Source organism: Hydrogenophaga sp. (assembly GCF_018780075.1).
Classification (GTDB): domain Bacteria; phylum Pseudomonadota; class Gammaproteobacteria; order Burkholderiales; family Burkholderiaceae_C; genus Hydrogenophaga.
In genome coordinates this window covers 19783-43228 of record NZ_JADMKB010000097.1, presented here as the reverse complement: position 1 = coordinate 43228, position 23446 = coordinate 19783, and the positions used below count along the sequence as shown (strand labels likewise).

The 23446-nt window shown below is 64.0% G+C and carries 25 protein-coding genes; 22 read left to right on the top strand and 3 right to left on the bottom strand.

The annotated features are described in order from the left end of the window. The first annotated feature begins 80 nt into the window (after nt 1-80). Genes hemC through IV088_RS15740 form a run of 4 tightly spaced genes read left to right on the top strand, consistent with a single transcriptional unit; the run spans nt 81 to nt 4381 of the window. Nucleotides 81-1043: a hydroxymethylbilane synthase gene (gene hemC, locus IV088_RS15755; RefSeq protein ID WP_291103946.1), complete on the top strand. Its 963-nt coding sequence runs from the start codon at nt 81-83 to the stop codon at nt 1041-1043. A 4-nt stretch (nt 1044-1047) separates the two neighbouring features. Beyond that, nucleotides 1048-1914: a uroporphyrinogen-III synthase gene (locus tag IV088_RS15750; protein ID WP_291103943.1), complete on the top strand. Its 867-nt coding sequence runs from the start codon at nt 1048-1050 to the stop codon at nt 1912-1914. Further along, entirely contained in the window at nt 1911-3068 is a 1158-nt protein-coding gene (locus tag IV088_RS15745; RefSeq protein ID WP_291103940.1) for a uroporphyrinogen-III C-methyltransferase, read from the top strand. Before IV088_RS15750 ends, IV088_RS15745 begins: the two co-directional genes overlap by 4 nt. 29 nt (nt 3069-3097) lie before the next feature. Then, entirely contained in the window at nt 3098-4381 is a 1284-nt protein-coding gene (locus tag IV088_RS15740) for a heme biosynthesis HemY N-terminal domain-containing protein (protein ID WP_291103980.1), read from the top strand. A gap of 109 nt (nt 4382-4490) precedes the next feature. Here IV088_RS15740 and IV088_RS15735 read toward each other — a convergent pair whose 3' ends face one another. Continuing rightward, the gene (locus IV088_RS15735) at nt 4491-7481 is read right to left on the bottom strand and encodes an Rne/Rng family ribonuclease (RefSeq protein ID WP_291103937.1); all 2991 of its coding nucleotides are present in this window, start codon (nt 7479-7481) and stop codon (nt 4491-4493) included. Between the two features lie 642 nt (nt 7482-8123). Between IV088_RS15735 and IV088_RS15730 the strand changes: the two genes are divergently transcribed. The 6 genes from IV088_RS15730 (at nt 8124) to galU (ending at nt 12543) form a co-directional block, all read left to right on the top strand. Beyond that, nucleotides 8124-9113, top strand: coding sequence for an RluA family pseudouridine synthase (locus IV088_RS15730; RefSeq protein ID WP_291103934.1), 990 nt, complete (start codon nt 8124-8126; stop codon nt 9111-9113). 79 nt (nt 9114-9192) lie between these two features. Continuing rightward, on the top strand, nt 9193-9498 hold the full coding sequence (locus tag IV088_RS15725) for an H-NS histone family protein (RefSeq protein ID WP_236964297.1): 306 nt from the start codon (nt 9193-9195) through the stop codon (nt 9496-9498). Nucleotides 9499-9589: 91 nt separating this feature from the next. Then, nucleotides 9590-10249, top strand: coding sequence for an HAD-IA family hydrolase (locus IV088_RS15720; protein WP_291103930.1), 660 nt, complete (start codon nt 9590-9592; stop codon nt 10247-10249). 9 nt (nt 10250-10258) lie between these two features. After that, nucleotides 10259-10639: a Rieske 2Fe-2S domain-containing protein gene (locus IV088_RS15715; RefSeq protein WP_291103928.1), complete on the top strand. Its 381-nt coding sequence runs from the start codon at nt 10259-10261 to the stop codon at nt 10637-10639. Between the two features lie 11 nt (nt 10640-10650). Further along, complete coding sequence (locus IV088_RS15710) at nt 10651-11634, top strand: S49 family peptidase (protein ID WP_291103926.1); 984 nt, start codon at nt 10651-10653, stop codon at nt 11632-11634. Between the two features lie 33 nt (nt 11635-11667). After that, complete coding sequence (gene galU / locus IV088_RS15705) at nt 11668-12543, top strand: UTP--glucose-1-phosphate uridylyltransferase GalU (RefSeq protein WP_291103924.1); 876 nt, start codon at nt 11668-11670, stop codon at nt 12541-12543. Nucleotides 12544-12560: 17 nt separating this feature from the next. Here the strand turns inward: galU and IV088_RS15700 are convergent, their stop codons facing one another. Together IV088_RS15700 and IV088_RS15695 are read right to left on the bottom strand one after the other, a co-directional pair. After that, nucleotides 12561-13364 (bottom strand): SAM-dependent methyltransferase, encoded by an 804-nt coding sequence (locus IV088_RS15700; RefSeq protein ID WP_291103922.1) that lies wholly within the window; start codon nt 13362-13364, stop codon nt 12561-12563. Next, nucleotides 13361-13975, bottom strand: coding sequence for a Maf family nucleotide pyrophosphatase (locus IV088_RS15695; RefSeq protein ID WP_291103921.1), 615 nt, complete (start codon nt 13973-13975; stop codon nt 13361-13363). Before IV088_RS15695 ends, IV088_RS15700 begins: the two co-directional genes overlap by 4 nt. A 48-nt stretch (nt 13976-14023) precedes the next feature. Here IV088_RS15695 and IV088_RS15690 point away from each other — a divergent pair, with 48 nt between their 5' ends. The 12 genes from IV088_RS15690 to IV088_RS15635 all read left to right on the top strand — a co-directional run bounded on the left by IV088_RS15690 (nt 14024) and on the right by IV088_RS15635 (nt 23423). Then, a complete protein-coding gene (locus IV088_RS15690; RefSeq protein WP_291103919.1) occupies nt 14024-14578 on the top strand; it encodes a YceD family protein in 555 nt (184 codons plus the stop codon). 144 nt (nt 14579-14722) lie between these two features. Next, the gene (rpmF, locus tag IV088_RS15685) at nt 14723-14905 is read left to right on the top strand and encodes a 50S ribosomal protein L32 (RefSeq protein WP_019575026.1); all 183 of its coding nucleotides are present in this window, start codon (nt 14723-14725) and stop codon (nt 14903-14905) included. A gap of 134 nt (nt 14906-15039) precedes the next feature. Continuing rightward, the gene (plsX, locus tag IV088_RS15680) at nt 15040-16101 is read left to right on the top strand and encodes a phosphate acyltransferase PlsX (RefSeq protein WP_291103917.1); all 1062 of its coding nucleotides are present in this window, start codon (nt 15040-15042) and stop codon (nt 16099-16101) included. 24 nt (nt 16102-16125) lie between these two features. Further along, nucleotides 16126-17103, top strand: coding sequence for a beta-ketoacyl-ACP synthase III (locus tag IV088_RS15675; protein WP_291103915.1), 978 nt, complete (start codon nt 16126-16128; stop codon nt 17101-17103). A 53-nt stretch (nt 17104-17156) separates the two neighbouring features. After that, nucleotides 17157-18107: an ACP S-malonyltransferase gene (gene fabD, locus IV088_RS15670; protein ID WP_291103913.1), complete on the top strand. Its 951-nt coding sequence runs from the start codon at nt 17157-17159 to the stop codon at nt 18105-18107. Nucleotides 18108-18121: 14 nt separating this feature from the next. Continuing rightward, nucleotides 18122-18883 (top strand): 3-oxoacyl-ACP reductase FabG, encoded by a 762-nt coding sequence (gene fabG / locus IV088_RS15665; RefSeq protein ID WP_291103911.1) that lies wholly within the window; start codon nt 18122-18124, stop codon nt 18881-18883. Between the two features lie 110 nt (nt 18884-18993). Then, on the top strand, nt 18994-19233 hold the full coding sequence (gene acpP / locus IV088_RS15660) for an acyl carrier protein (protein ID WP_236964308.1): 240 nt from the start codon (nt 18994-18996) through the stop codon (nt 19231-19233). Nucleotides 19234-19240: 7 nt separating this feature from the next. Then, nucleotides 19241-20485, top strand: a complete 1245-nt coding sequence (fabF, locus tag IV088_RS15655; protein ID WP_291103907.1) for a beta-ketoacyl-ACP synthase II — start codon at nt 19241-19243, stop codon at nt 20483-20485. 60 nt (nt 20486-20545) lie between these two features. Then, nucleotides 20546-20980, top strand: coding sequence for a hypothetical protein (locus IV088_RS15650; RefSeq protein ID WP_291103904.1), 435 nt, complete (start codon nt 20546-20548; stop codon nt 20978-20980). Between the two features lie 54 nt (nt 20981-21034). Further along, a complete protein-coding gene (rpoE, locus tag IV088_RS15645) occupies nt 21035-21679 on the top strand; it encodes an RNA polymerase sigma factor RpoE (RefSeq protein ID WP_291103901.1) in 645 nt (214 codons plus the stop codon). Nucleotides 21680-21802: 123 nt separating this feature from the next. Further along, a complete protein-coding gene (locus IV088_RS15640) occupies nt 21803-22384 on the top strand; it encodes a sigma-E factor negative regulatory protein (RefSeq protein ID WP_291103898.1) in 582 nt (193 codons plus the stop codon). Beyond that, nucleotides 22365-23423, top strand: a complete 1059-nt coding sequence (locus IV088_RS15635) for a MucB/RseB C-terminal domain-containing protein (RefSeq protein ID WP_291103895.1) — start codon at nt 22365-22367, stop codon at nt 23421-23423. The genes IV088_RS15640 and IV088_RS15635 overlap by 20 nt, the downstream gene beginning before the upstream one ends. Nucleotides 23424-23446 lie beyond the last annotated feature (23 nt).

Sequence of the window (23446 nt, the reverse complement as noted above, 5' to 3'; positions counted from 1 at the left end):
GCTGCTTGTCCCGTTACCAAGCGGGTACGAAAACGCTCCAGATCCGGGTCTGGAGATTGATCTTTTTTTGGTTCTTCGCTGTGTCCATTTCAAACCCATCTCCTGCGCTGTCCATCACCATCGCGACCCGCGAAAGCCGTCTCGCGCTGTGGCAGGCGGAACACGTGAAAGCCCTCTTGCAAACTTTGGGCCATCGCGTCGAATTGCTGGGAATGACGACGCAGGGCGACCAGATCCTGGACCGCAGCCTGTCCAAGGTGGGTGGCAAGGGCCTGTTCGTGAAAGAGCTGGAGGTGGCGCTGGAAGAGGGCCGTGCCGACATCGCCGTGCACTCGCTCAAGGACGTTCCCATGGACCTGCCCGAGGGTTTTGCGCTGGCTTGCGTGATGGAGCGCGAAGACCCGCGCGATGCGTGGGTGTCGCCGGTGTGTGCGTCGCTGGCCGAGTTGCCGCCCAGCGCGGTGGTCGGTACCTCCAGCCTGCGTCGCCTGGTGCTGTTGCGCGAAGCCCTGGACGCCCTGGGTCGGCAGGACGTGCGCATCGAACCCCTGCGCGGCAACCTCGACACGCGTTTGCGCAAGCTCGATGCGGGTCAGTACCAGGCCATCGTGCTGGCGGCGGCCGGGCTCAAGCGCCTGGGGCTGTCCCAGCGGATTCGAACCATTTTTGAACCGGTGCAATCCTTGCCCGCGGCCGGTCAGGGCGCTCTGGGCATCGAGGTGCGCGCGGGGCGCACCGATCTGGTGGACGCGCTGGCGCCCCTGGTCCACATGCCGACCTGGCTGCGCGTGGCCGCCGAGCGCACGGTGTCGCGTGCCATGGGGGGCAGCTGCTCCATGCCCCTGGCGGCCTACGCACAGTGGGACGCCCACGATCCGCAGAGCCTGCGCCTGGACGCGGCCTGGGGCGATCCCGAAGGACGTTCCCCCATCGTGCGCGTGGGCCAGCAAGCGACGGTCGGCGACCTGGCGCAGGCCGAAGCCCTGGGCCGGCGCGTGGCGGAAGCCTTGCGCGCGGCGGGTGCCCAGCCGCCGGGGGCTTGAGGCCTTGAAGGCGCCGTCCGACCCGCGACCGGCTTCACGGCGCTGGTCCTGGGTGTTCGTCACGCGGCCCGCGGCCGAAGCCGAGGCCTGGGTGGACGCCCTGCGGGCGCGAGGCTGGCCGGTGCAGGCCTTGCCACTGATCGACATCGCCGAACCCCGAGACCGACACACCCTCGACGCGCTGCAACAGGCGCGTGCCCGCTGGCTCGACTGGAACGCGTTGATGTTCGTCAGCCCGGCCGCGGTGCACCACTTTTTTGCCCAGGCCGTGCCGGTGTCGCCCACGCCCGAGCCGGGCACCCGATTCTGGGCGCCGGGGCCGGGCACCGCCCGCGTGCTGGCCGAGGCGCTGAAGCAACATGGCGTGAGCCCCTCCTGCATTGACAGCCCGCCGGCCGATGCCGCGCAGTTCGATTCCGAACATCTCTGGCCAGTGGTGGCCTCTCAGGTGTGTTCAGGTGGCCGTGTGCTGGTGGTGCGTGGGGCGTCGGTCGCGGCCACCCTGGACGCGCACAACGGGCCTGCCGGCAGCGGGCGGGACTGGTTGATCCAGCGCTGCCAGGCCCAGGGTGCCACGGTGGACGCCTGTGTGGCCTACGAGCGCCATGCCCCCCACTGGACGCCCAGGCTGCGCGCCGAGGCCGAAGCGGGCACCGCGGCTGGCACACTCTGGCTCTTCAGCAGTTCGGAGGCGCTGGCCCACCTGTGCGAGGGGTTGCCCCAGGCAGACTGGTCCCGCGCGGCCGCGCTCTGCACCCACGAACGCATTGCGGCTTCGGCTCGTGCAGCGGGTTTTGTCCATGTCATCGGCAGTCGCCCCGCGCTGTCGGACGTGCTGGGCACCCTAGAATCGGCTTGGAGTCATTCATGAGCACCGACACCCCCGAAACCCCCTCCGCACCGCCTGTGACCACACCCGCCCCGACCGCGGCGCCCGCGCGCCGGGCAGGTCCATGGTTGACGGCCTTCGCAATGGCCTTGGCGGTGCTGGCGCTGATGATGGCCGGCCTGTCGTGGCAAAAGCTGGGCGATACCCAGAAAGAACTCGCACGCCGCAGCCAGGACACCGACACGCAGGCCACCGAGACCCGGGCCCTGGCGAAGCAGGCCGAGGCCCAGGTGCAGGAGCTGCAGGCGCGCCTGGCGGTGGCCGAGGTGAAGCTGTCCGAGGTGAGTCTGCAGCGCAGCCAGCTCGAAGAACTGATGCTGGCGCTCTCGCGGTCCCGCGACGACAACCTGGTGCAGGACATCGAGTCTGCGCTCCGTCTGGGGCAACAGCAAACGCAGCTCACGGGCAGTGTGCAGCCCTTGCTGGCCGCTTTGCAGGCGGCCGACGCCCGCATCGCCCGCGCCGCCCAGCCGCGTTTGAATCCCGTGCAGCGTGCGATTGCGCGCGATGTGCAGCGCATCCGGGGCACGACCGTGGCCGATGTGCCCTCGCTGGTGCTGCGTCTCGACGAGCTGGCCCGGCGCGTGGACCAGTGGCCGGTCCCCAACGATGTGGGGCCGCGTGCCGTGGTGAGCAAGGTCACGGCTCCGAGACAGGTGGCCCCGGCGCCCGCCGGCAGCGCCCCGCCCAAGCCGGTGGTCCACGCGCCGGCGCCCATCGAACCGGTGGAGCCGGTGCTGACGGGTTGGGACCGCGTGGCGCAGCGATGGACGTCGTTCTGGCGACAGGTGTGGGAAGACGTCACCCGCAGCGGCCGCGAACTGGTGAGGGTGAGCCGCATCGACCGGCCTGAAGCCGCGTTGCTGGCGCCCGAGCAGGCGTTTTTTCTGAGGGAAAACATCAAGCTGCGGCTGCTCAATGCACGGCTCGGCCTGCTGGCCCGGCAGATGGACTCGGTGCAGGACGACCTCAGGGGCATTGACGCGGCGCTGGTGCGTTACTTCGACACCACCGCGCCCGAGGTCGCCGCTGCGCAGTCGGCGGTGAAGCAGTTGCGCGCCGAACTGGTGGTGGTGGCCCTGCCTCAGCCTGAAGAGAGCCTGGCGGCGCTCGCGGTGGCTGCCGGGGGGCGCTGATGAACCACCAACACCGTCAGGTCGGCGCCATGCGCAGCGTGTTCTGGCTGCTGGGTCTGGCCGCGCTGGCCGTCGCGCTGGCCCTGCTCGTGGGACACAACCAGGCCATGGTCACCCTGTTCTGGCCACCGTACCGGTTCGACGTGTCGTTCAACTTCGTGGTGTTTTGCCTGATCGGTGGTTTTGTGCTGCTGTACCTGGCCATGCGCGCCATCGCCGTGCTCAAGGAGCTGCCCCTGCAGGCCCAGCGCTGGCGCAACCAGCAGGTGGAGCGCGCTGTCGTGGGCGCCGTGATGGACGCGCTGGCCCAGCTGCTGGCCGGCCGGTTTGTGCGTGCCCGGGCCGCCGGCCTGGCTGCGCTGGAGCAGCTCAACGCCCAGCCCTCGGCCCAGTGGCCGCGTCGCCAGCAGCTGCAGCTGCTGGCCCACCTGTTGGTGGCCGAGGCGGCCCAGTCGCTGCAAAACCGCAGCGCGCGCGACGAGCACCTGCAGGCCGCACTCCACCCCAGGCTGGCGAAAATCTCGCCGGAAGCGCGTGAAGGCGCCTTGCTGCGTGCAGCGCGCTGGGCTGTGGAGGACCGCGACGTCCAGGCCGCGCGCGATCACCTGGCCGAACTGCCGCAAGGTGCGGGGCGCCGCATCCAAGCGCTGCGCCTCAAGCTGCGCGTGGCCCGGCTCGGCGGCGACACCAGCGAAGCGCTGGAAACGGCGCGCTTGCTGGCCAAACACCGGGCCTTCTCTCCGGATGCTTCACGGAGCATCGTGCGCGGGTTGGCGCTGGACGCGCTGCGCGAGGCGCACGACCTGTCCCAGCTGAAGGCCGTGTGGGAGCGCCTGGATGCCACAGAGCGCGCCATGCCCGAGCTGGCGCTCGCGGCCGCCGAGCGCGCCAACCGCATCGCCGCGACCGATGCCAGCGAGGTGTCCTCCCAGCAGGCGGTGGGGATGTCCGGTGCCTGGCTGGCGCCCGTGTGGCAAGGCTTTTCAGCCCTGGACGCCAACCAGCAGCGTCAACTGGTGCAGGCACTGGAGCCGGGGCTGCCCCAACTGGATGCCGCATGGCTCGCGCGCCTGGAGCAGAGTCAACGCCAATGGCCGAACAACGCCTACCTCCAATACCTGACCGGCCAGGCCTGTGTGCAGCGCCAGCTCTGGGGCAAGGCCGCCCAGCTGCTCGGACAAGCCAGCCACAGCCTGCGCGAGCCAGCGCTGTTGCGGCGCACCTGGTGCTCCCTGGCGACGCTGGCTGAAGAACGGGGCGACGAAGCGTCGGCGCAGGCGGCCTGGAAAAAGGCGGCACTGCTGGCGGACTGACGGACCCCTGGGTCTGGGTCAACAAGCCCCTTCTGAGCACAAAACAAAAAGCCGACCCTCGGGTCGGCTTTTTGTCGTCTGCCACCTGTTCAGCGGCAGGTTCTGGGCATCACCGGCCTTCGAAGGGCAGGGTCACGGTGCTCAGGTCTTTGCGGGTCTCCACCAGCACCAAGGCCCCTTCGTCGGCCACCACCACCGGCTTGGGTTCGCGCGGCACATGGATGGGCTTGGGTTCGGCCGCGATCGCGGCTTGCGCCTCGGCCACCTTGCTGGCGTTGGAGTTGACCCACTCCAGACCGCTGGTCTGCGCCACCTGGTGGAGGTCGTCCATCGACAGCGTGTACGGCGTCACTTTGGGCAAGCCTGCGGCGGCGGAAGCGGGTGCTGCGGGGGCGGCCTCAATGGGCGCGCGAACGGCGACCGGCTTTGGCGCCTCGGCGATCACTGGGGCAGCGGCGCGCGGTGCCTCAACCGCCACCGGCGCTGCAGAAGCGGTTTCGGTCATCACAGGTGCCGGTGGCACCGGTTCAGCTGCGGCCGGCTGGCTGAAGTAGCTGCGCGTCGGCCGGTCGGTGTCTGCCTCGGCCACCGGAGCCACAAACGCCGGGGCTTCGACAGGTGTCTCGGCGGTGGTGCCTTCTGCAGCGTCCCCTTCGCGTGGAGCACGTTCGCGGCGGTCACGGCCGTAACGATCACGGCTGCGGCGCTCGCGAGGTGCGCGTTGGGCGTTGTCGGCATCCCCTTCGACAGCCACCGCCTCGGACGGGTTGTCCTGCACTTCGGGCGATGGGATGTTGGCCGCGTCATGGACCGCGGCGATCTCGTTGCCTTCGACCTCGGATGGGCGGCGGCGGTTGTCGCCCCCACGGCCCCGGCGTTCGCGACGCTGGCCTTCGCCCGCTTCGCTGGTCTCGGCCACCGGAGCAGACACGCCCAGTGCTGGCGCATCCACAGCGGGTGCCTCGCGGCGGTTGTCGCGACGGTTGCCGTTGCGGCCTTCACCGCGGTTCTGACCTTCCGGGCGACCCTGACCCTCGCCGCGGCCGTCGACACGGGCTTCGCCCAACGGTTTGTCGTTGCGGCGCTCGCCATTGCGGCCTTCGCCACGCACTTCACCGTTGCGTCCCTCGCCGCGTGGGCCACGGCCGCCTTCGCGTCCTTCACGGCCTTCGCGTCCTTCTCCTCGACCTTCACGCGGGCCCCGGCCATCGGAGGAACGGCCTCCGCGGGCACCGCGACCGTCGCGACGCTGCTCTCCGCGTGCGTCGCGGGTGCTGGCGTCCGCTGCGGGGGCCGGTGCGGGCACTGCCGCGGCAGGCGTCACCACCGGAGCCGCCGCATCGCTGCCAGCAAACAGGTTCTTGAGCCAGCCGAAGAATCCCCGTTCGGCCGGAGCGGCCTTCGCGGCGGGCACTGCTGCAGGCGCAGGCGCGACGGCGACGGGTGCCTGAGCGGCAGCGACCGGTGCTTCCGGCTTGGGCGCGGCCACAGGCGCCGGACCATCGGGCAGCACGCCCTTGATCACCGGTTCCTGCTTGTTGGTGCGCTCCTGGCTGCGGCGGGTGAAGCCGGTGGCGTCGTCCGCTTCGTCGGCCAGTTTGTAGCTGGCGTCCAGGTTGTCCAGGCGCGGGTCGTCGTGCTTGAGGCGTTCGAGCTTGTAGTTCGGCGTGTCCAGCGACTTGTTGGGCACCAGCAGCACGTTGATGCGCTGCTTGAGTTCGATCTTGGTGATCTCGGTGCGCTTCTCGTTCAGCAGGAAGCTGGCCACCTCGACCGGCACCTGCACCAGCACGGCGGCCGTGCTGTCCTTGAGCGACTCTTCCTGGATGATGCGCAGGATCTGCAGCGCCGAGCTTTCGGTGTCGCGGATGTGGCCGGACCCACCGCAGCGCGGGCAGGGGATGGACGAGCCTTCGCTCAGCATCGGTTTCAGGCGCTGGCGGCTCATTTCGAGCAGGCCGAACTTGCTGATCGCACCGAACTGCACGCGGGCGCGGTCCTGGCGCAGTGCATCGCGCAGGCGGTTTTCCACTTCGCGGCGGTTCTTCGACTCTTCCATGTCGATGAAGTCGATCACGATCAGGCCGCCGAGGTCGCGCAGGCGGGCCTGGCGCGCCACCTCGTCGGCGGCTTCCAGGTTGGTGCGGGTGGCGGTTTCTTCGATGTCGCCGCCCTTGATGGCGCGCGCCGAGTTCACGTCCACCGCCACCAGCGCTTCGGTCTGGTCGATCACGATGGCGCCGCCGGAAGGCAGGTTCACCGTGCGGCTGTAGGCGGTTTCAATCTGGTGTTCGATCTGGAAGCGGCTGAACAGCGGTGCGTCGTCGCGGTAGCGCTTGACGCGGTGGCCGTGTTCCGGCATCACGTGGCTCATGAACTGGTGAGCCTGTTCGTAGATGTCGTCGGTGTCGATCAGGATCTCGCCGATGTCGCTGTTGAAGTAGTCGCGGATCGCGCGGATCACCAGGCTCGATTCCTGGTAGATCAGGTAGGCGCCTTTGCCGCCCTGCGCCGCGCCGTCGATCGCGTTCCACAGCTTGAGCAGGTAGTTCAGGTCCCACTGCAGCTCGGGCGCGTCGCGGCCGATGCCGGCGGTGCGCGCGATGATGCTCATGCCGTTGGGGTATTCGAGCTGGTCCAGCGCCTGCTTGAGTTCCTGACGGTCTTCGCCTTCGATGCGGCGGCTCACGCCACCGCCGCGCGGGTTGTTGGGCATCAGCACCACGTAGCGGCCGGCCAGGCTCACGAAGGTGGTGAGGGCCGCGCCCTTGTTGCCGCGTTCTTCCTTCTCGACCTGGACCAGCAGTTCCTGGCCTTCGCGGATCACGTCGTTGATGCGGGCCTGGTTGACCGGCACACCGGCGGCGAAATACTGGCGCGAGATTTCCTTGAACGGCAGGAAGCCGTGGCGTTCCTCACCGTAGTCGACGAAGCAGGCTTCCAGCGAGGGCTCGACGCGGGTGACGACGGCCTTGTAGATGTTGCCCTTGCGCTGTTCGCGCCCTTCGATTTCGATTTCGTAGTCGAGCAGTTTCTGCCCGTCCACGATCGCCAGGCGGCGCTCTTCGGCCTGCGTGGCGTTGATCAGCATGCGTTTCATGATGCGTTTCCTTCGGTCTGACACTGACATGGTGCCAGGACGAATCCAGGCACCGACCTGCCGTGAACCAGCGGAAAAGCGCGAACGAGGGGAGGAATTGCCGGAGAGCCACCGACCCGGTGCCCACCCGGCGCGGGCCGGGTGTGTGGGGTTGTTCGAGGCGGGGCACGCTGGGTGTGCCGCGTCGAACCGCCGGGTCAGGGCGTAGGCGCGTGGACTTGGGTGAGCAGGGAGGGCTTGATGGCTGTCTGGGACATGGATCGCGCCGGTGAGGTCTCTGGCTTCACTTCATCCTCACCCAGCAGGCTCCTGTGCGTCAATGGCGCTAGGGGGAGCTTGGCTGGGCGATTGGGTTATTCCGTATTCGGGTTCGCAGTTTTCTGATGGTTTCGCCCGATGCGTCCACCTGGTCGAGGTGCGGCTCCAGCCTCATCAAAGAAGGCGTCGGGAGCGGCAGCCAGACTTGGGTGCAGCGGGTGGCAACTTGTTCCAGCCGGGTCCCTGGCATCCGATGCTCGGGGAGTCTGCTTACGGTGACTGCCTTAAACTCAAGGAAATCAATCACTTACAGCACACGACTGGTGCAGCGCATTATAGTGCGCTCCCCCGGTCGGTGTGGCCGGTATTTCCAGCGGTTTTTCCTTGAATTCCAAGCCCACCATTTCGTCCGCAGCGGCGGTCCAGTTCCTCACGGTCGATGAAGAGTCGGCCGGCCAGCGGCTGGACAACTTCCTCATCCGGGTCCTCAAGGGGGTGCCCAAAACCCACATTTACCGCATCATCCGCTCGGGCGAGGTGCGGCGAAACAAAGGTCGTGTGGGGGCGGATGATCGTGTGGTTGCCGGTGATGTATTGCGCATTCCGCCGATTCGCCTGTCGGAGCGGGCGGAAGAAAAGGCTGCGCACCCGGCGCCGGCGCGCGAATTTCCGGTGGTGTATGAAGATGAGGCGTTTCTCGCTATCGACAAACCCGCTGGGGTGGCCGTGCATGGTGGCAGCGGCGTCAGTTTCGGCGTGATCGAGCAAATGCGCCAGGCCCGACCGCAGGCCCGCTTGCTCGAATTGGTGCACCGGCTCGACCGCGAAACCAGCGGCATTCTCCTGATTGCCAAAAAGAAGAGCGCGCTCAAGGCGTTGCAGGACCAATTCCGTGAACGGGAAACCGGCAAGACCTATCTCGCGCTGGTCAAAGGTGTCTGGCCCGCCAAACTCAAGGTACTGGATCAGCCCTTGCACAAATACCTGTTGCCCGACGGCGAGCGCCGCGTTCGGGTCACCAGCAAGGACGATCCGGAGGGGATGAAGTCGGTGACCTTGGTGAAGGTGGTCAAGCAACTGGATGCGCCAGTTGGGTTATCGGGGGCCTGTTCATTGGGCTTTACGTTGCTGGAAGTCACCATTAAAACCGGGCGAACGCACCAGATCCGAGTACATCTTTCGCATTCAGGGTATCCGATTGCCGGTGACGACAAATACGGTGACTTTGAACTGAACAGGTTATTGGGCAGGGCAGGGCTCAAACGCATGTTCTTGCATGCTTGGCGATTGCGGCTGACGCATCCGATTTCTGGCGAATCACTGGAGTTACATTCTGAATTGCCACCAGAGTTGCAAACTTGGGCGGGCAGCTGAATTTGGTATTAGAATTCGGCCCGAGCCTCGACAGGGCGCTCAATCGTTGGAAGTCAACCGAGCTTATAAAGGACAAACAATGGCAACGTATACCGAACTGATGGCCCAAGCGCAAGCGTTGATGACGCAGGCCGAACAGGCGCGCAAGGATGAATTGTCGACCGCCATCGCCGACATCAAGGCGAAAATGAAGCAATACGGCATCACCGTGGCCGACCTGGGCGGTGCGGCGGGCACCAAGAAGCCGGCCAAGACCAAATCCAAGGCGGCCGCGAAGTACAAGGGTCCGAATGGCGAACTCTGGGCAGGTGGCCCCGGTCGCAAGCCCGAGTGGGTGCGCGCGGCGTTGGCGGCGGGCAAGGACATCGAGAGTTTCCGCATCTGAGTCCCTCCAACGACTGGAAAAAGGCACCTGCGGGTGCCTTTTTTGTTGGGCGCGCCGCCGATAATCTGAACATCTTTTCACACCACAACCCATGCGCCCGCGCCAATTCGACCTCATTGCCTTCGACTGGGATGGCACCCTGTTTGATTCCACCGCCATCATCGTGCGCTGCATTCAGGCGGCGGTTCGGGATGTCGGTGGTACGGTGCCCACCCATGAGGCGGCGAGTTATGTGATCGGGCTTGGGTTGATGCAGGCGCTGGCGCACGCCGCACCCGATGTGCCCGCCGACCAATACCCGGTGCTGGGCGAGCGTTATCGGCATCACTATCTGGCCCACCAGAACGACATCAGCCTGTTCGATGGCGTGCTGCCGATGTTGTCGGGACTCAAGTCGCGCCATCACTGGCTGGCCGTGGCGACGGGCAAGAGCCGTCGCGGGTTGGACGAGGCGCTCCACGCCGTGGAGTTGCAGGGGTTGTTCGACGGTTCTCGCACCGCTGACGAGACCGCTGGCAAGCCCAGTCCATTGATGCTGCAAGAGTTGATGCGCGAGTTTGGCGTGGACCCCGGGCGCACCTTGATGATCGGGGACACCACCCACGACCTGCAGATGGCGCTCAACGCGGGGTGTGTGAGTGTCGGTGTCAGCTATGGCGCGCACGAGCCAGGGGGCTTCGCGCCGCTCGCGCCGCGTTTCGTTGCGCATTCGGTTCGCGAACTGCACGACTGGCTGGACCAACACGCTTGACGCCACACCATGAACCCAACCGAGGGTGATGCCCTGCAGGCCTTGTGCAATGGCCGTGACCTTGTGAACGGGGGTGTCGCGGTGCCATTTGATGTGGTGTACGCCGGGCAAAGTTGTCGCGCTTTTGCGATCCGTTTTCGGGGGCAAGTCCATGCCTACCTGAACCGATGCGCGCACGTGGCCATGGAGATGGATTGGCAACCCAACCGCTTTCTTGACGACAGCGGGCAATGGTTGCTGTGCGCCACCCACGGCGCGATGTACGAACCTGCCAGTGGGGCCTGCAGTGGTGGCCCCTGTCGCGGAGGACTGGTCACGGTGCCACTGGTCGAGCGCGATGGCGTGGTGTTCTGGCAGGCACAATACCCCTTCCAGCCCCTGGTTTTTTGAACAGTGCACACATGAACGACGACCCTTTGAACCTCTCTCCCCATTCTCCTGTTGGGCCACGTGGAAATACCGGGTGGGAGCGCGAGACCATTGAAAAACTGGTGTTCGCCACGCTCCGGGAGCAGCAGTCGGTCCGTCGCTGGAAGCTGTTTTCTCGGTTGCTGTGGCTCGCGCTGATCGCCTTTTTTGTGTGGCTGTGGTTCAGTCAGGCGAGTATGGGCAGCGCCGTGAGCACACCGCACACGGCGGTGATTGACATCAAGGGAGAGATCGCGTCGGGTGCCGAAGCGAGCGCAGAGAACGTCGTGAGTTCTTTGCGTTCGGCCTTTGAAGACAGCGGTGCCCAGGCGATCGTGCTGCTGATTGACTCACCTGGCGGCAGTCCGGTACAGGCTGGCATCATCAACGACGAGATCACACGCCTCAAGGCGTTGCACAATAAAAAGGTTTATGCGGTGGTGGAAGAGACCTGCGCGTCGGCCGCTTACTACATCGCTGCCTCGGCCGATGAAATCTACGTCGACAAAGCCAGCCTGGTGGGCAGCATTGGTGTGCTGATGGATGGCTTTGGATTCACCGGCCTGATGGACAAACTGGGTGTGGAGCGGCGTTTGATGACCGCGGGCACCAACAAGGGCATGCTCGATCCGTTCAGCCCCCAGGACGCCACCCAGAACGCCCACATGCAATCCATGTTGAGCGAAATCCACACACAGTTCATCCAGGTGGTGAAGAAAGGGCGCGGGGAGCGCCTCAAGGAAACCCCGGACACCTTCAGTGGGCTCGTCTGGAGCGGCCAGCAGGCGGTGACTCAGGGCCTGGCCGACGGTTTGGGCAGCCTTGACCATGTGGCCCGTGAAATTGTCAAGGCGGAAGACATCGTGGACTACACCCAGCGGGAAAATGTGGGCATGCGCCTTGCTCGTGAACTGGGTGTGAGCATGGGTGAGGGCGCTTTCAGGGCCGCCCGAGCGGCCGGTCTGCAACTTAAATAGCCGCTGCAATTCAAGTAACAACAGGGTTAATCAATGAAAATTCAAAAAGCCGTTTTTCCCGTGGGTGGTTTGGGCACGCGTTTCCTGCCCGCCACCAAGGCCATTCCCAAGGAGATGCTGCCGGTGGTCGACAAGCCGCTGATCCAGTACGCGGTCGACGAAGCCTACGCGGCCGGTATCCGGGAAATGATCTTCATCACGGGCCGTCACAAGCGTGCCATCGGAGATCATTTTGATGCAGCTTTCGAGCTCGAATACGAACTCGAGCGTGGCAACAAGACCGAGCTGCTCCAGATCGTGCACGACATCAAGCCCGACGACATGGACTGCGTGTTCATCCGCCAGCCGCGCCCGCTGGGCTTGGGTCATGCCGTTTTGTGCGCTGAGCGGGTGGTGGGCAATGACCCGTTTGCGGTTTTGTTGGCCGATGACCTGATGGTGGGCAAGGCTGGGGGGCATTCTGTGCTCCAGCAAATGGTGGCTGCCTATGAAAAGAGCCCCGGCACCGTGCTCGCTGTGCAGGATGTCCCGCACGAGGACACCCGACGCTATGGTGTGGTGGATGTGCATGGTGTCATCGACACGGTCGCCGAAGTCTTCGGTATGGTGGAGAAGCCTGTGCCTGAGGCGGCACCGTCGACCCTGGCGGTGGCGGGCCGCTACATCCTCACACCGGCGGTGTTCGAGAGCATCCGCCGCCAGCCTCGCGGCGCGGGTGGCGAGATCCAGCTGACCGATGGCATTGCCGCCCTGATCGGTACCGAAAAGGTGTATGCCTACCGCTACGAAGGCACGCGCTACGACTGCGGCAGCAAAGAGGGCTTCCTGCAGGCCACCATCGACCTGGCCTTGGCCAATCCCGAGCTGAGCGACGCGGTTCGTGCGCACATGCGGGCCGCACTGGGCTGATCCGCGCCCAGAGGCCTTCAGCGCCCGATCAGGAAAACCGCTGGCAGGTTCAGGGGGAGCTGTGCACCGAGCCCGCGGTTTTTCCATTCGCTGAGCAGTGCGCTGCGCGTGCTTTGTTGAGGCAGACTCAGCCCGCAACTCACCGCCAGGCGGGTGTGCGGGTGCAGGGTCTGCAGCAGGGCCTGGAGCAGGGCGGCGTTGCGGTAAGGCGTTTCAATCAGGATCTGCGTCTGCCCCGTTTTGAGCGCCACGGCCTCCAGTTCACGCAGCCGCTTGCTGCGCAGTGCCGGGTCCTGGGGCACGTAGCCCACGAAAGCGAAATCCTGTCCGTTGAGCCCGCTGGCGGCCAAGGCCAGCATCAGCGACATGGGGCCCGCGAGCGGCCGCACCTCCAGATTCATGGCGTGGGCAGCACGCACGATGGAACTGCCTGGGTCGGCGATCGCGGGCATGCCAGCTTCGCACACCAGGCCCATGTCATGCCCCATCAGCGCGGGGGCCAACAGGGTTCGTGCCTCGGCGTCGCTGGAGGTGGCCGGAGCGTGGTCTCCCTTTTTATGGGCCTGTCGCGGCAGTTCGGCAATGTGTTGTGCTTGAAGCGGCGCGGCCAAGCCGTTCAGTGCCTCCACGCGCTTGAGGAAGGCCCGGGTGCTTTTCGCGTTTTCACTGATCCAGTGCGTGAGCTGGGCGGCAATCGCCAGCGTGTTTCCCGGCAGGCACTGGGCGATGGGTGCGGACACTTCACCATCCGTCAGACAGCCAAAGTCCAGCGGTGTGGGCACCAGATAGAGCGCGCCGGGCACAACGGAGAGGGGTGTCACAGGATGTGCACTCCTGCCGCGCGCAGCATCTGACAGGTGCGGATGAGTGGCAGACCCACCAAGGCGCTGGGATCGTCGTTGTCGATGCGCTCCAGCAGCGCGATGCCCAGGCCTTCGCTCTTGGCGCTCCCTGCGCAGTCGTAGGGTTGTTCGGCCAGCAGATAGCGTTCGATCTCGGCGTCCGTCAATGTCCGAAACACCACCCGGACCGGCGCGAGATCGACCTGTTCAAAGCCGCTCGCCAGGCACACCACGGCGACTGCTGTCTGAAAAATCACAGTCTGGCCGCGCATGCAGCGCAACTGGGCGACCGCGCGTTCGTGTGTCCCGGGTTTGCCCAGCGCCATACCGTCGAGGTCAGCCACCTGGTCGCTGCCGATCACGATGGCCTCTGGGTACCGTTGCGCCACATCGCGTGCCTTGGCCAAAGCCAGTCGCAGGGCGAGCGCCTGTGGCGCTTCGCCGGGTGCCGGGGTTTCATCCACGCGCGGGCTGGCGGTCTCGAAGGGCACGCGCAGTCGGTCGAGCAATTCCCTGCGGTAGCGGGAGGTGGATCCTAGGACAAGTGGTCGCTGGATGGTGTCGGGTGTGGTGGCGGGAACGTCTGGCATGGGGATATTGTCCCTTGGTTCGACGGACGGTTCTTTTACACTGCCGGAATGAAAACGAATTCCGGCAAGACTTGGAACCCGCGCAGGCTTGATGTTCGCGCGTTTGCCGAAGCGGGCGCCGCGCTTCAGGCGGACCTGCCCCTCAGCTCTTTGAAACGCCTGTTGGCTGAGCGTGTTCCGGATCATGGAGGTGAAACCATGATTGCATGGCAGGCACGTGGAGAGATGCGCCCGGGCAACGGAGGAGTTCCTGGTGTGTGGATGCATTTGCAAGCGAGTGCCGATGTTCCGTTGAGTTGTCAGCGTTGCCTGGCGCCGGTGATCACCCGGCTGGATGTGGATCGCTGGTTCAGATTCGTGGCTGACGAGACCATGGCAGAGGCCGAAGACGACGAAAGCGAAGAGGACGTGCTGGCCTTGGAGCCGAGACCCGACTTGCTGGACTTGCTGGAAGATGAACTGTTGATGGCTTTGCCCTTGGTGCCCATGCATGAAACCTGTCCGGCGCCCTTGCCCGCGGTTGTGGATGATTCGGCCACTTCACCAGAAGAGCCCTCTACCCCCCCCCACCCATTTGCGGCACTGGCCCGACTCCGGAAATGAGCGGGCAGTCTGAGTTTGGCAGGGGCGCCACCTTCGGGCTATAATCCTAGGCTTTGCGCTGGCTTCCAGTTGGCTGGGCCTGATGGCGATGTCCATTCAGGCTGCAAGCGCACCCGTCACCACCACCGAATTCAGGAGCCCACCATGGCCGTCCAGCAAAACAAAAAGTCCCCTTCCAAGCGCGGCATGCACCGTTCGCACAATGCGCTGAACGTGCCGGGCATCGCCGTGGAGCCGACCACTGGCGAAATTCACCTGCGCCACCACATCAGTCCCAATGGCTTCTACCGTGGTCGCCAGGTGCTGAAAAACAAGTCAGAAGCCTGAATTGCCTGCTGGTCAGGGCACTGCCGCGTTCTCGCGTCAGGCTCTAGGGCCGCAGGTCAGGTACAGGCCCGCATGATCCATGCGGGCTTTTTTCATTTTTGGTGCGCCCTGCGTGCCGATATCGGGATGTTGACATGATCACCGTCGCAGTGGATTGCATGGGGGGGGATGTCGGTCCGGCAACCACTTTGCCGGCCTGTGCGGCCTTTTTGAGCAGTCATCCTCAGGCGCAACTCTTGCTAGTGGGTCAGCCGGAGGCTTTCCGCCCTTGGCCGCAAGTGCTCAACAACGTTCGCTGCCGCGTCGTCGCGGCCAGTGAAGTCGTTGCCATGGACGACCCTGTGGAGGTGGCCATGCGCAAGAAAAAAGACTCTTCCATGCGAGTGGCGATTCAGCAGGTGAAAAATGGGGCTGCCCAGGCTGTGGTGTCTGCTGGCAACACCGGCGCCCTGATGGCAATATCCCGTTATCTGCTGAAGACAATCGATGGCATCGACCGGCCAGCCATTGCCAGTCAGATGCCCAATGCGCTGGGTGGCGCCACCACCGTGCTTGATCTCGGCGCCAACGTGGACTGCACCGCCGAACACCTGCTTCAGTTCGCGGTCATGGGCTCTGCGCTGGTCGTGGCCATCACTGGCCGTGAGGAACCTACGGTCGGGTTGCTCAATGTGGGCGAAGAGCTCATCAAAGGCAGCGAGGTGATCAAAAAAGCAGGTGTTCTGCTTCGAAATGCGGCCAATACCGGTGATCTCAATTTTTTTGGCAATGTCGAAGGCAATGACATTTTCAAAGGCACGACCGACATCGTGGTCTGCGATGGGTTTGTTGGCAACGTGGCACTGAAGACCAGCGAAGGCTTGGCGACGATGATCGGCAGTTTCATCAAGGCTGAGTTTTCTCGCAGTATTTTCACGAAAATCGGTGCCTTGTTTGCTTATCCAGTGATATCTGCATTTAAAAAGCGCATGGACTACCGTCGTTACAACGGTGCGGCCCTGCTGGGGTTGCGTGGTTTGGTGTTCAAAAGCCACGGCTCGGCAGACGCGTTCGCTTTTGAGCAGGCGCTGGCCCGGGCTTATGATGCGGCCCAGAATCAGCTGCTCGACAAGGTGAAGGAGCGCATTGCCCATGCGGCACCGCTCATCGCTCCGGAGGGCATCCCCAGCGACCTCAAGAGCATTCCGACGCTGTAGCGCCCAGTTACCCCTCCCTTTCGCATGACACGTTTTGCCCGTATTTCCGGCACAGGCAGTTGCCTTCCCCCCTTGCGACTGACCAACGCCGACATGGTGGTTCGGTTGGCCGCGGCGGGCGTTGAAACCAGCGACGAATGGATCGTAGAGCGCACTGGCATTCGGGCACGTCATTTCGTGTCTGACGGTGTGTTCGCCAGTGACTTGGCGGCCGAAGCGTGCCGCAAAGCGATGGACGCGGCCGGTGTTTCAGCGCAAGACATCGACCTGATCATCGTGGCCACGTCGACGCCTGACATGGTCTTTCCTTCGACCGCAGCCATCCTCCAGCACAAGCTGGGCATTGTTGGCTGCCCGGTGTTTGATGTGCAAGCGGTGTGCAGCGGCTTCATCTATGCCCTGACCGTGGCCGACGCGCTGATCCGCACCGGCAGTGCCAACAAAGCGCTGGTGGTCGGTTCAGAAGTGTTCTCTCGGCTGCTCGACTTCAACGATCGCACCACGTGTGTGTTGTTCGGCGACGGATCTGGTGCGGTGGTGGTGGAGGCCAGCGACACGCCCGGGATTTTGGCCACCGACATCCATGCCGACGGAAAGCACGCCGGCATCCTGTGTGTGCCGGGTCATGTCTCCGGTGGCCACATCCTGGGCGATCCGTTGCTCAAAATGGACGGCCAGGCGGTGTTCAAGCTGGCGGTTGGTGTGCTTGAGGACACCGCGCGGGCTGTGCTTGCCAAGGCGGGCAGGACGGAGGCTGACATTGACTGGCTGATTCCGCACCAGGCGAACATCCGCATCATGGCCAGCACCGCCCGAAAGCTCAAGTTGCCGATGGACAAAGTGGTGGTCACGGTCGATCAGCACGGCAACACGTCTGCCGCGTCCATTCCTCTGGCCCTTGATCACGCGGTGCGTCTGGGGCAGGTGCAAAAAGGTGACACCCTGATGCTCGAAGGTGTGGGCGGCGGGTTCACCTGGGGCTCGGTCTTGCTGGACTTCTGAGCAAAGTCGCTCGCTGCAGAGCCCTCCCGACGGATTCTTCGTTTCTACCGACCATGACTTCATTTGCATTTGTTTTTCCTGGCCAGGGCTCCCAGGCCGTTGGCATGCTCGACGCCTGGGCCGACCACCCCGAGGTCGTTGAAACCCTGCGGGAGGCGTCCGATGCGCTCGGTGAGGATGTGGGCCGCCTGATCAAGGAGGGCCCCAAGGAGGCACTGGCCCTGACCACGAACACCCAGCCCGTGATGTTGGTCGCGGGCGTGGCGGCATGGCGTATGTGGCGTTCAGAGGGTGGTGCGCTGCCAGCCGTCGTTGCCGGTCATTCTTTGGGTGAATATTCAGCCTTGGTCGCCTCGGGTGTGTTGACGCTCGCCCAGGCTGCACCGCTGGTGCGTTTCCGCGCCGCAGCCATGCAAGAGGCGGTGCCGGTAGGGATCGGGGCCATGGCCGCGATTCTCGGCATGTCCTCTGCCCAGGTGATCGCAGGCTGCGCAGAAGTGCAGGCGGCGATGGGAGCCGGGAGCATGGAGGTGGTTGAGGCCGTTAACTTCAACGACCCGATGCAGACGGTCATCGCTGGCAGCAAGTTGGCCGTTGAAAAAGCTTGCGAAGTGCTCAAGGCCAACGGTGCTAAGCGCGCATTGCCGCTGCCGGTGTCGGCACCCTTTCATTCGAGCCTCATGAAGCCCGCCGCCGAAAAGCTCAAGCTGCGGCTGGCCGACACGGCTTTTGCCACGCCGCAGATTCCGGTGCTCAACAACATCGACGTGGCGGTGGAAACCGATGCGTTGCGCATACGGGATGCCCTGTATCGGCAGGCGTTTGGCCCAGTTCGTTGGGTGGAGTGTGTGAGTGCCATGAAGGCGCGGGGCGTGTCCACCCTGGTTGAATGTGGGCCTGGCAAGGTGCTCGCTGGCATGGTCAGGCGCATTGACGCCGACATGAGCGGTGTCGCCTTGTTCGATCCGGCCACGCTGGCCGATGTGAAAACCTTGCTGACCTGATCGAGGAGACGACGATGTCTGAAATCAAATTTGCGGGGCAAGTGGCCCTGGTGACAGGTGCTTCGCGCGGGATTGGCGCGGCCATCGCCCTGGAACTGGCCGCGCGCGGTCTGATCGTGATTGGCACCGCCACGACCGCTGAGGGTGCCGCCAAAATCAGTTCGGTGCTGGCATCTGTGCCTGGTGTTGCAGCGGGTTCCCAAGGCGCCACGCTGAATGTCAATGACGTGGGCGCGGTCGACGCCCTGATTGATGAGATCACCAAGGCCCATGGTGGCCTTCAGGTGTTGGTGAACAACGCCGGCATCACCCGCGACATGCTGGCCATGCGGCTGAAGGATGACGATTGGGATGCGGTGCTCGACACCAACCTCAAGGCGGTGTTTCGCCTGAGCCGCGCGGTCATCCGCCCCATGATGAAGCAGCGCTATGGGCGCATCATCAGCATCACGAGCGTGGTGGGGGCCTCCGGCAACGCTGGGCAGGCCAACTATGCTGCTGCGAAGGCCGGGGTGGCGGGCATGACGCGCGCCTTGGCGCGAGAGCTGGGCAGCCGCAACATCACGGTGAACTGCGTGGCGCCCGGCTTCATCGAAACCGACATGACCGCCGCCCTGCCGGAAGAGCAGCAGAAAGCCTTGCTGGGCCAGATTCCGCTCGGGCACCTCGGCAAGCCGGCAGACATTGCCCATGCCGTGTCCTACCTGGCCAGCCCCCAGGCGGCCTACGTCACCGGTCAGGAACTGCATGTCAACGGCGGCATGTTCATGTCCTGAGCTTCCTTGCATTTCCTCCGCCGATGAGCCGTCCGGCGGGCCGCCTAGAGGCACCTTTCTAGCCCGGCTAAAATGATGGTCTTGTCATCCAACCACCCTCAGAGGGACTTATGAGCGATATCGAAGCACGTGTAAAAAAAATCATTGCCGAACAACTCGGCGTGGAAGAAGGTCAGGTCACCCCTGAGAAGGCCTTCGTGGCCGACCTGGGCGCAGACTCCCTCGACACGGTGGAACTGGTGATGGCGCTGGAAGACGAGTTCGGCATCGAGATCCCGGACGAAGATGCCGAGAAGATCACCACTGTCAAAAACGCCATCGATTACGCGATGACGCACCAGAAGGCCTGATCCGTCCATGAGCCGTCGTCGCGTTGTCGTGACCGGCCTGGGTTGTATCAGCCCCGTGGGCAACACGGTGGCTGAAGCTTGGGCCAACCTTCTCGCCGGCAAGTCCGGCATTGATCTCATCACCAAGTTTGACGCCTCAGGCTTCAATTGTCATTTCGGTGGTGAGGTCAAAGGGTTCAATGTGGAGTCGTACATGACCTCGAAAGAGGCGCGTGCGATGGACACCTTTATTCATTTTGGTATTGCTGCGGCGGTTCAGGCTGTTGCTGACTCTGGGCTGCCCACAGGCGATGCCCTGGGGGATGAACAAGCGACCCGCATTGGGTGCAACATTGGCTCTGGGATTGGCGGCTTGCCTTTGATCGAAGCCACGCATGCGGAGCTCGTCAGCCGTGGTCCGCGGCGCATCTCACCGTTTTTTGTGCCAGCGTCGATCATCAACATGATTTCAGGTCATGTGTCGATCAAGTTTGGCTTCAAAGGTCCCAACATTGCCGTGGTCACTGCATGCACCACGGGCTTGCATGCCATTGGCCTGTCGGCCCGCATGATCGAGTACGGCGATGCCGACGTGATGGTGGCTGGCGGTTCTGAGTCCACCGTGTCGCCTCTCGGACTGGGTGGTTTTGCTGCCGCACGAGCGTTGTCCACGCGCAATGATGATCCCAAGACCGCGTCCCGACCCTGGGACAAGGACAGGGATGGTTTTGTGCTGGGGGAAGGCGCTGGCGTCGTGGTGCTCGAAGAGTACGAACATGCCAAAGCGCGTGGCGCCAAGATCTATGCTGAGCTGGTGGGTTTTGGCATGAGCGCAGATGCGTACCACATGACCGCGCCCAATGAAGATGGTCCCAGGCGTTCGATGGTGCAGGCCTTGAAAAATGCCGGCATCAACGCCGATCAGATCAACTACCTGAATGCGCATGGCACGTCCACGCCGCTGGGTGATTTGAATGAGACCAACGCCATCAAGGCCGCGTTGGGTGATCACGCCAAGAAAACGGTGGTGAACTCGACCAAGTCCATGACCGGGCACCTGCTCGGGGGAGCGGGCGGCATCGAGAGTGTTTTCACGGTGATGGCCCTGCACGAACAGAAGAGTCCTCCCACCATCAACATCTTCAACCAGGACCCCGAGTGCGACCTGGACTATTGCGCCAACACTGCGCGAGACATGAAGATCGATGTGGCCATCAAGAACAACTTCGGGTTTGGCGGCACTAACGGCACCTTGGTTTTCAAGCGCATCTGATCCGAAGCGCATCGATTTCCAGCCCGTTCTTCGCAGAGCATGCGCAGCGCCCCATCGGTCATGTACCCGGTGGGGCGTTGTTCTTTTTATGCCGCTCTGCTGATTGCTTCGGGCTGTATGGGCCTCTTGGTGATGGCCTGGGGTGCGCGCATGGGGTCGTCCTGGAGCATCGCTGTCGGCATGTTGTTCTGGCTGCTGTGGGGCACTGTCGCCGTTGTGAGCTGGCGCCATTCGCCCGTTGGGTGTTTGCAGTGGAACGCGGTGGCGGCACCTGTCGATGACCTCTTGGCGCGTGAAGGGGCCTGGTTGTGGCACAGCACGGCCTACCAGGATGGCGTGGTCTTGCTCCGGGTGGAGTCGGTGCAGGATTTGCAGCGGTGGATGCTGCTCCGATTGCACAACCCGGACGGTGCCCGAACCTGGGTCTGGGTGGCGCGGGCAAGCGACCCACAACGCTGGGACGACCTTCGTCGCGCGGTGGTGGCCCATGGGTGACCCCTGCGCCGTCCGGTGCTTGGGGTATATTCCCGCGGCCCAACCTTCTGCTGCATGACCACTCCCGACGACCACACAGCCCCTCCGCCTCCGGACAGCGATGTCATGCTGGTGCAGCGCACGCTGGCGGGTGAGCAAAAGGCCTTTGAGATGCTGGTGGTCAAGTACCAGCGACGGGTTGAGCGCCTGATCGGGCGCATGGTGCGTGACAGCGACCTGGTGCAGGACATCGCTCAGGAGACCTTCATCCGTGCCTACCGCGCGCTGGCCCAGTTTCGTGGTGACGCGCAGTTCTACACCTGGCTTTACCGCATCGCGGTGAACACGGCCAAGAAGCAGTTGATGGAGCTCAAGCGCGATCCACTGGTGTTTCAGTCGCAGATGAAATCGGCCGATGACGATGAAACTTCTGGGTTCGAGCGCGAACTAAACAGCAACGTGGCCGATACCGAAACACCCGAGGCGGTGTTGGCCAGCAAGGAAATCGCCGAAGCCGTGAACGCTGTCATGGACGGGTTGCCCGAAGAGTTGCGCATGGCGATCACTTTGCGAGAAATTGAGGGTTTGAGCTATGAAGAAATTGCACAGACGCTGGACTGCCCGATCGGCACGGTGCGTTCCCGGATTTTCCGGGCACGCGAAGCCATTTCGAGCCGGATCAAGCCCATGCTGGACCACCAGTCGGGCAAGCGGTGGTAGCCAATGCCTTGGCGAACTTTGCTCATCAGATCACCGCACCGGAACGCTTCCATGAACGCAGCACACCATCATCATCAACCGGAGGGCCCTTCCACAGGTTCGGCCCAGACTCGGCGTTCGGTGATGTCCGCCTTTGTCGACAACGAACTTTCGCCCTCCGAGGTGGATGCGTTGCTGACGGACTACGCAGATGAAGCGGACGCGCGCGCCAACTGGCAGGCCTACCACCTGATCGGCGATGTGTTGCGCGGTTCATCAGGCGGTGCCGTGTCTGCGCGACCCGCGCCAGATTTCGTGGCAGCGGTTTGTGAGCGACTTCGCGCGGAACCGGTTGCCCAAGCCCAAGCGCCATTGTTGACGTCGTTGCCTCTTGTCCGGGGGGCGGCTGCAAACGACAGTGTCTTCCGTTGGAAGCTGGTCGCGGCTGTGGCTTCGTTGGCCGCAGTGGTGGCCGTGAGTTGGACGCTGATCGGAGGCACTGTGCAGCCCGCCAGCGCCGGATCACAGCTGGCGTTGACCTCTGGAACTCCGGCTCAGCCTCAGGCCGATGCGGTGGTCGTGCAGACGGCCCAGGGGCAGGTGCTGCGGGACGTTCGGCTGGAAGAGTTGCTGGCCGAGCATCGCCAGTACGGCGGCATGTCCGCGCTGCAGATGCCCGCGGGGTTCTTGCGGAATGCCACCTACGATGCCGCGCCTCAACGCTGAAGCCGCCATGACCATGGTGCTGTCTTGGGGCTCCCTCGGAGGAGGGATTGGCTGGCGACGGTGGTCGGCTGTGGGCGTGCTGGCGCTCGGCATGTGGCAGCCGGTGCAGGCGCAAACCAGCGCCGTGGCTCCCTCGCGCAGCGTCACCGAATGGCTCACCCGCATGCATGAGGCCTCAAGGCAACGTGCCTACACCGGGACGCTTGTGGTCTCCACGGGCTCGACCATGTCGGCCTCGCGCGTGTGGCACATCTGTGATGGAACGCAGCAAATGGAACGCGTGGACACCCTGACGGGAGCACCGCGCTCGACCATTCGGCACAACAGCGATGTCATCACCTTCGTGCCTGAGACCAAAACCGCGTGGGTCGACAAACGTGAATCGCTCGGTGTGTTTCCCGAGCTGCTTCGCACGCCCAGCAATTCGATCCCGGAGTTCTACAGCGTCCGAGAAAACAGCCCGGAACGTGTGGCAGGTCATCTGGCTGACGTGGTGGATATCCTGCCGCGCGACAACATGCGCTTTGGCTACCGAATCTGGGCCGAAAAGAAGACAGGCCTTGTTGTGAAGTTGCAGACCGTGGGAGAGCAAGACACGGTGCTGGAGCAGGTGGCGTTCACCGAGTTGCAGCTGGATGCCCCCGTTCGGATGGACAAGCTCAAACGGCTCATGGGTGACACCAAAGGGTACGACGTGCACAAGCTGGTCTTGAAGAAGACCACACCGGAGGCCGAGGGCTGGCGACTCAAGGACACCGTGCCCGGGTTTCAGTCCATGAGCTGCCACACCCGCGAAATCGGTGGGTCACCCGTGCCAGGGGCCGCGCCCATGCAATGGGTGTTTTCGGACGGTCTGGCGTCGGTGTCGCTGTTTGTCGAGCCGTTTGACGCCCAGCGCCACGGTATTGAGAAAATTGCCGTGACGGGCGCCACACACTCCATCACCCGCCGCATCGGCGCTCACTGGTTGACCGCACTGGGTGAAGTGCCTCCTGCGACCTTGAAGCGGTTTGCGATGTCGCTTGAGCGCACCCGCTGAGGCGCCCGAAATCGTTTGGTCTC

Bases quoted from the DNA above. Each gene is read 5' to 3' on its own strand.
- IV088_RS15635 (WP_291103895.1), top strand. From the start codon at position 22,365: ATGCCGCGCCTCAACGCTGAAGCCGCCATGACCATGGTGCTGTCTTGG.
- fabD (WP_291103913.1), top strand. From the start codon at position 17,157: ATGACTTCATTTGCATTTGTTTTTCCTGGCCAGGGCTCCCAGGCCGTT.
- fabG (WP_291103911.1), top strand. From the start codon at position 18,122: ATGTCTGAAATCAAATTTGCGGGGCAAGTGGCCCTGGTGACAGGTGCT.
- IV088_RS15710 (WP_291103926.1), top strand. From the start codon at position 10,651: ATGAACGACGACCCTTTGAACCTCTCTCCCCATTCTCCTGTTGGGCCA.
- IV088_RS15675 (WP_291103915.1), top strand. From the start codon at position 16,126: ATGACACGTTTTGCCCGTATTTCCGGCACAGGCAGTTGCCTTCCCCCC.
- IV088_RS15735 (WP_291103937.1), bottom strand. From the start codon at position 7,481: ATGAAACGCATGCTGATCAACGCCACGCAGGCCGAAGAGCGCCGCCTG.
- rpoE (WP_291103901.1), top strand. From the start codon at position 21,035: ATGACCACTCCCGACGACCACACAGCCCCTCCGCCTCCGGACAGCGAT.
- IV088_RS15695 (WP_291103921.1), bottom strand. From the start codon at position 13,975: ATGCCAGACGTTCCCGCCACCACACCCGACACCATCCAGCGACCACTT.
- plsX (WP_291103917.1), top strand. From the start codon at position 15,040: ATGATCACCGTCGCAGTGGATTGCATGGGGGGGGATGTCGGTCCGGCA.
- IV088_RS15725 (WP_236964297.1), top strand. From the start codon at position 9,193: ATGGCAACGTATACCGAACTGATGGCCCAAGCGCAAGCGTTGATGACG.
- IV088_RS15745 (WP_291103940.1), top strand. From the start codon at position 1,911: ATGAGCACCGACACCCCCGAAACCCCCTCCGCACCGCCTGTGACCACA.
- fabF (WP_291103907.1), top strand. From the start codon at position 19,241: ATGAGCCGTCGTCGCGTTGTCGTGACCGGCCTGGGTTGTATCAGCCCC.
- rpmF (WP_019575026.1), top strand. From the start codon at position 14,723: ATGGCCGTCCAGCAAAACAAAAAGTCCCCTTCCAAGCGCGGCATGCAC.
- IV088_RS15715 (WP_291103928.1), top strand. From the start codon at position 10,259: ATGAACCCAACCGAGGGTGATGCCCTGCAGGCCTTGTGCAATGGCCGT.
- IV088_RS15650 (WP_291103904.1), top strand. From the start codon at position 20,546: ATGTACCCGGTGGGGCGTTGTTCTTTTTATGCCGCTCTGCTGATTGCT.
- galU (WP_291103924.1), top strand. From the start codon at position 11,668: ATGAAAATTCAAAAAGCCGTTTTTCCCGTGGGTGGTTTGGGCACGCGT.
- IV088_RS15640 (WP_291103898.1), top strand. From the start codon at position 21,803: ATGTCCGCCTTTGTCGACAACGAACTTTCGCCCTCCGAGGTGGATGCG.
- IV088_RS15690 (WP_291103919.1), top strand. From the start codon at position 14,024: ATGAAAACGAATTCCGGCAAGACTTGGAACCCGCGCAGGCTTGATGTT.
- acpP (WP_236964308.1), top strand. From the start codon at position 18,994: ATGAGCGATATCGAAGCACGTGTAAAAAAAATCATTGCCGAACAACTC.
- IV088_RS15720 (WP_291103930.1), top strand. From the start codon at position 9,590: ATGCGCCCGCGCCAATTCGACCTCATTGCCTTCGACTGGGATGGCACC.
- IV088_RS15740 (WP_291103980.1), top strand. From the start codon at position 3,098: ATGCGCAGCGTGTTCTGGCTGCTGGGTCTGGCCGCGCTGGCCGTCGCG.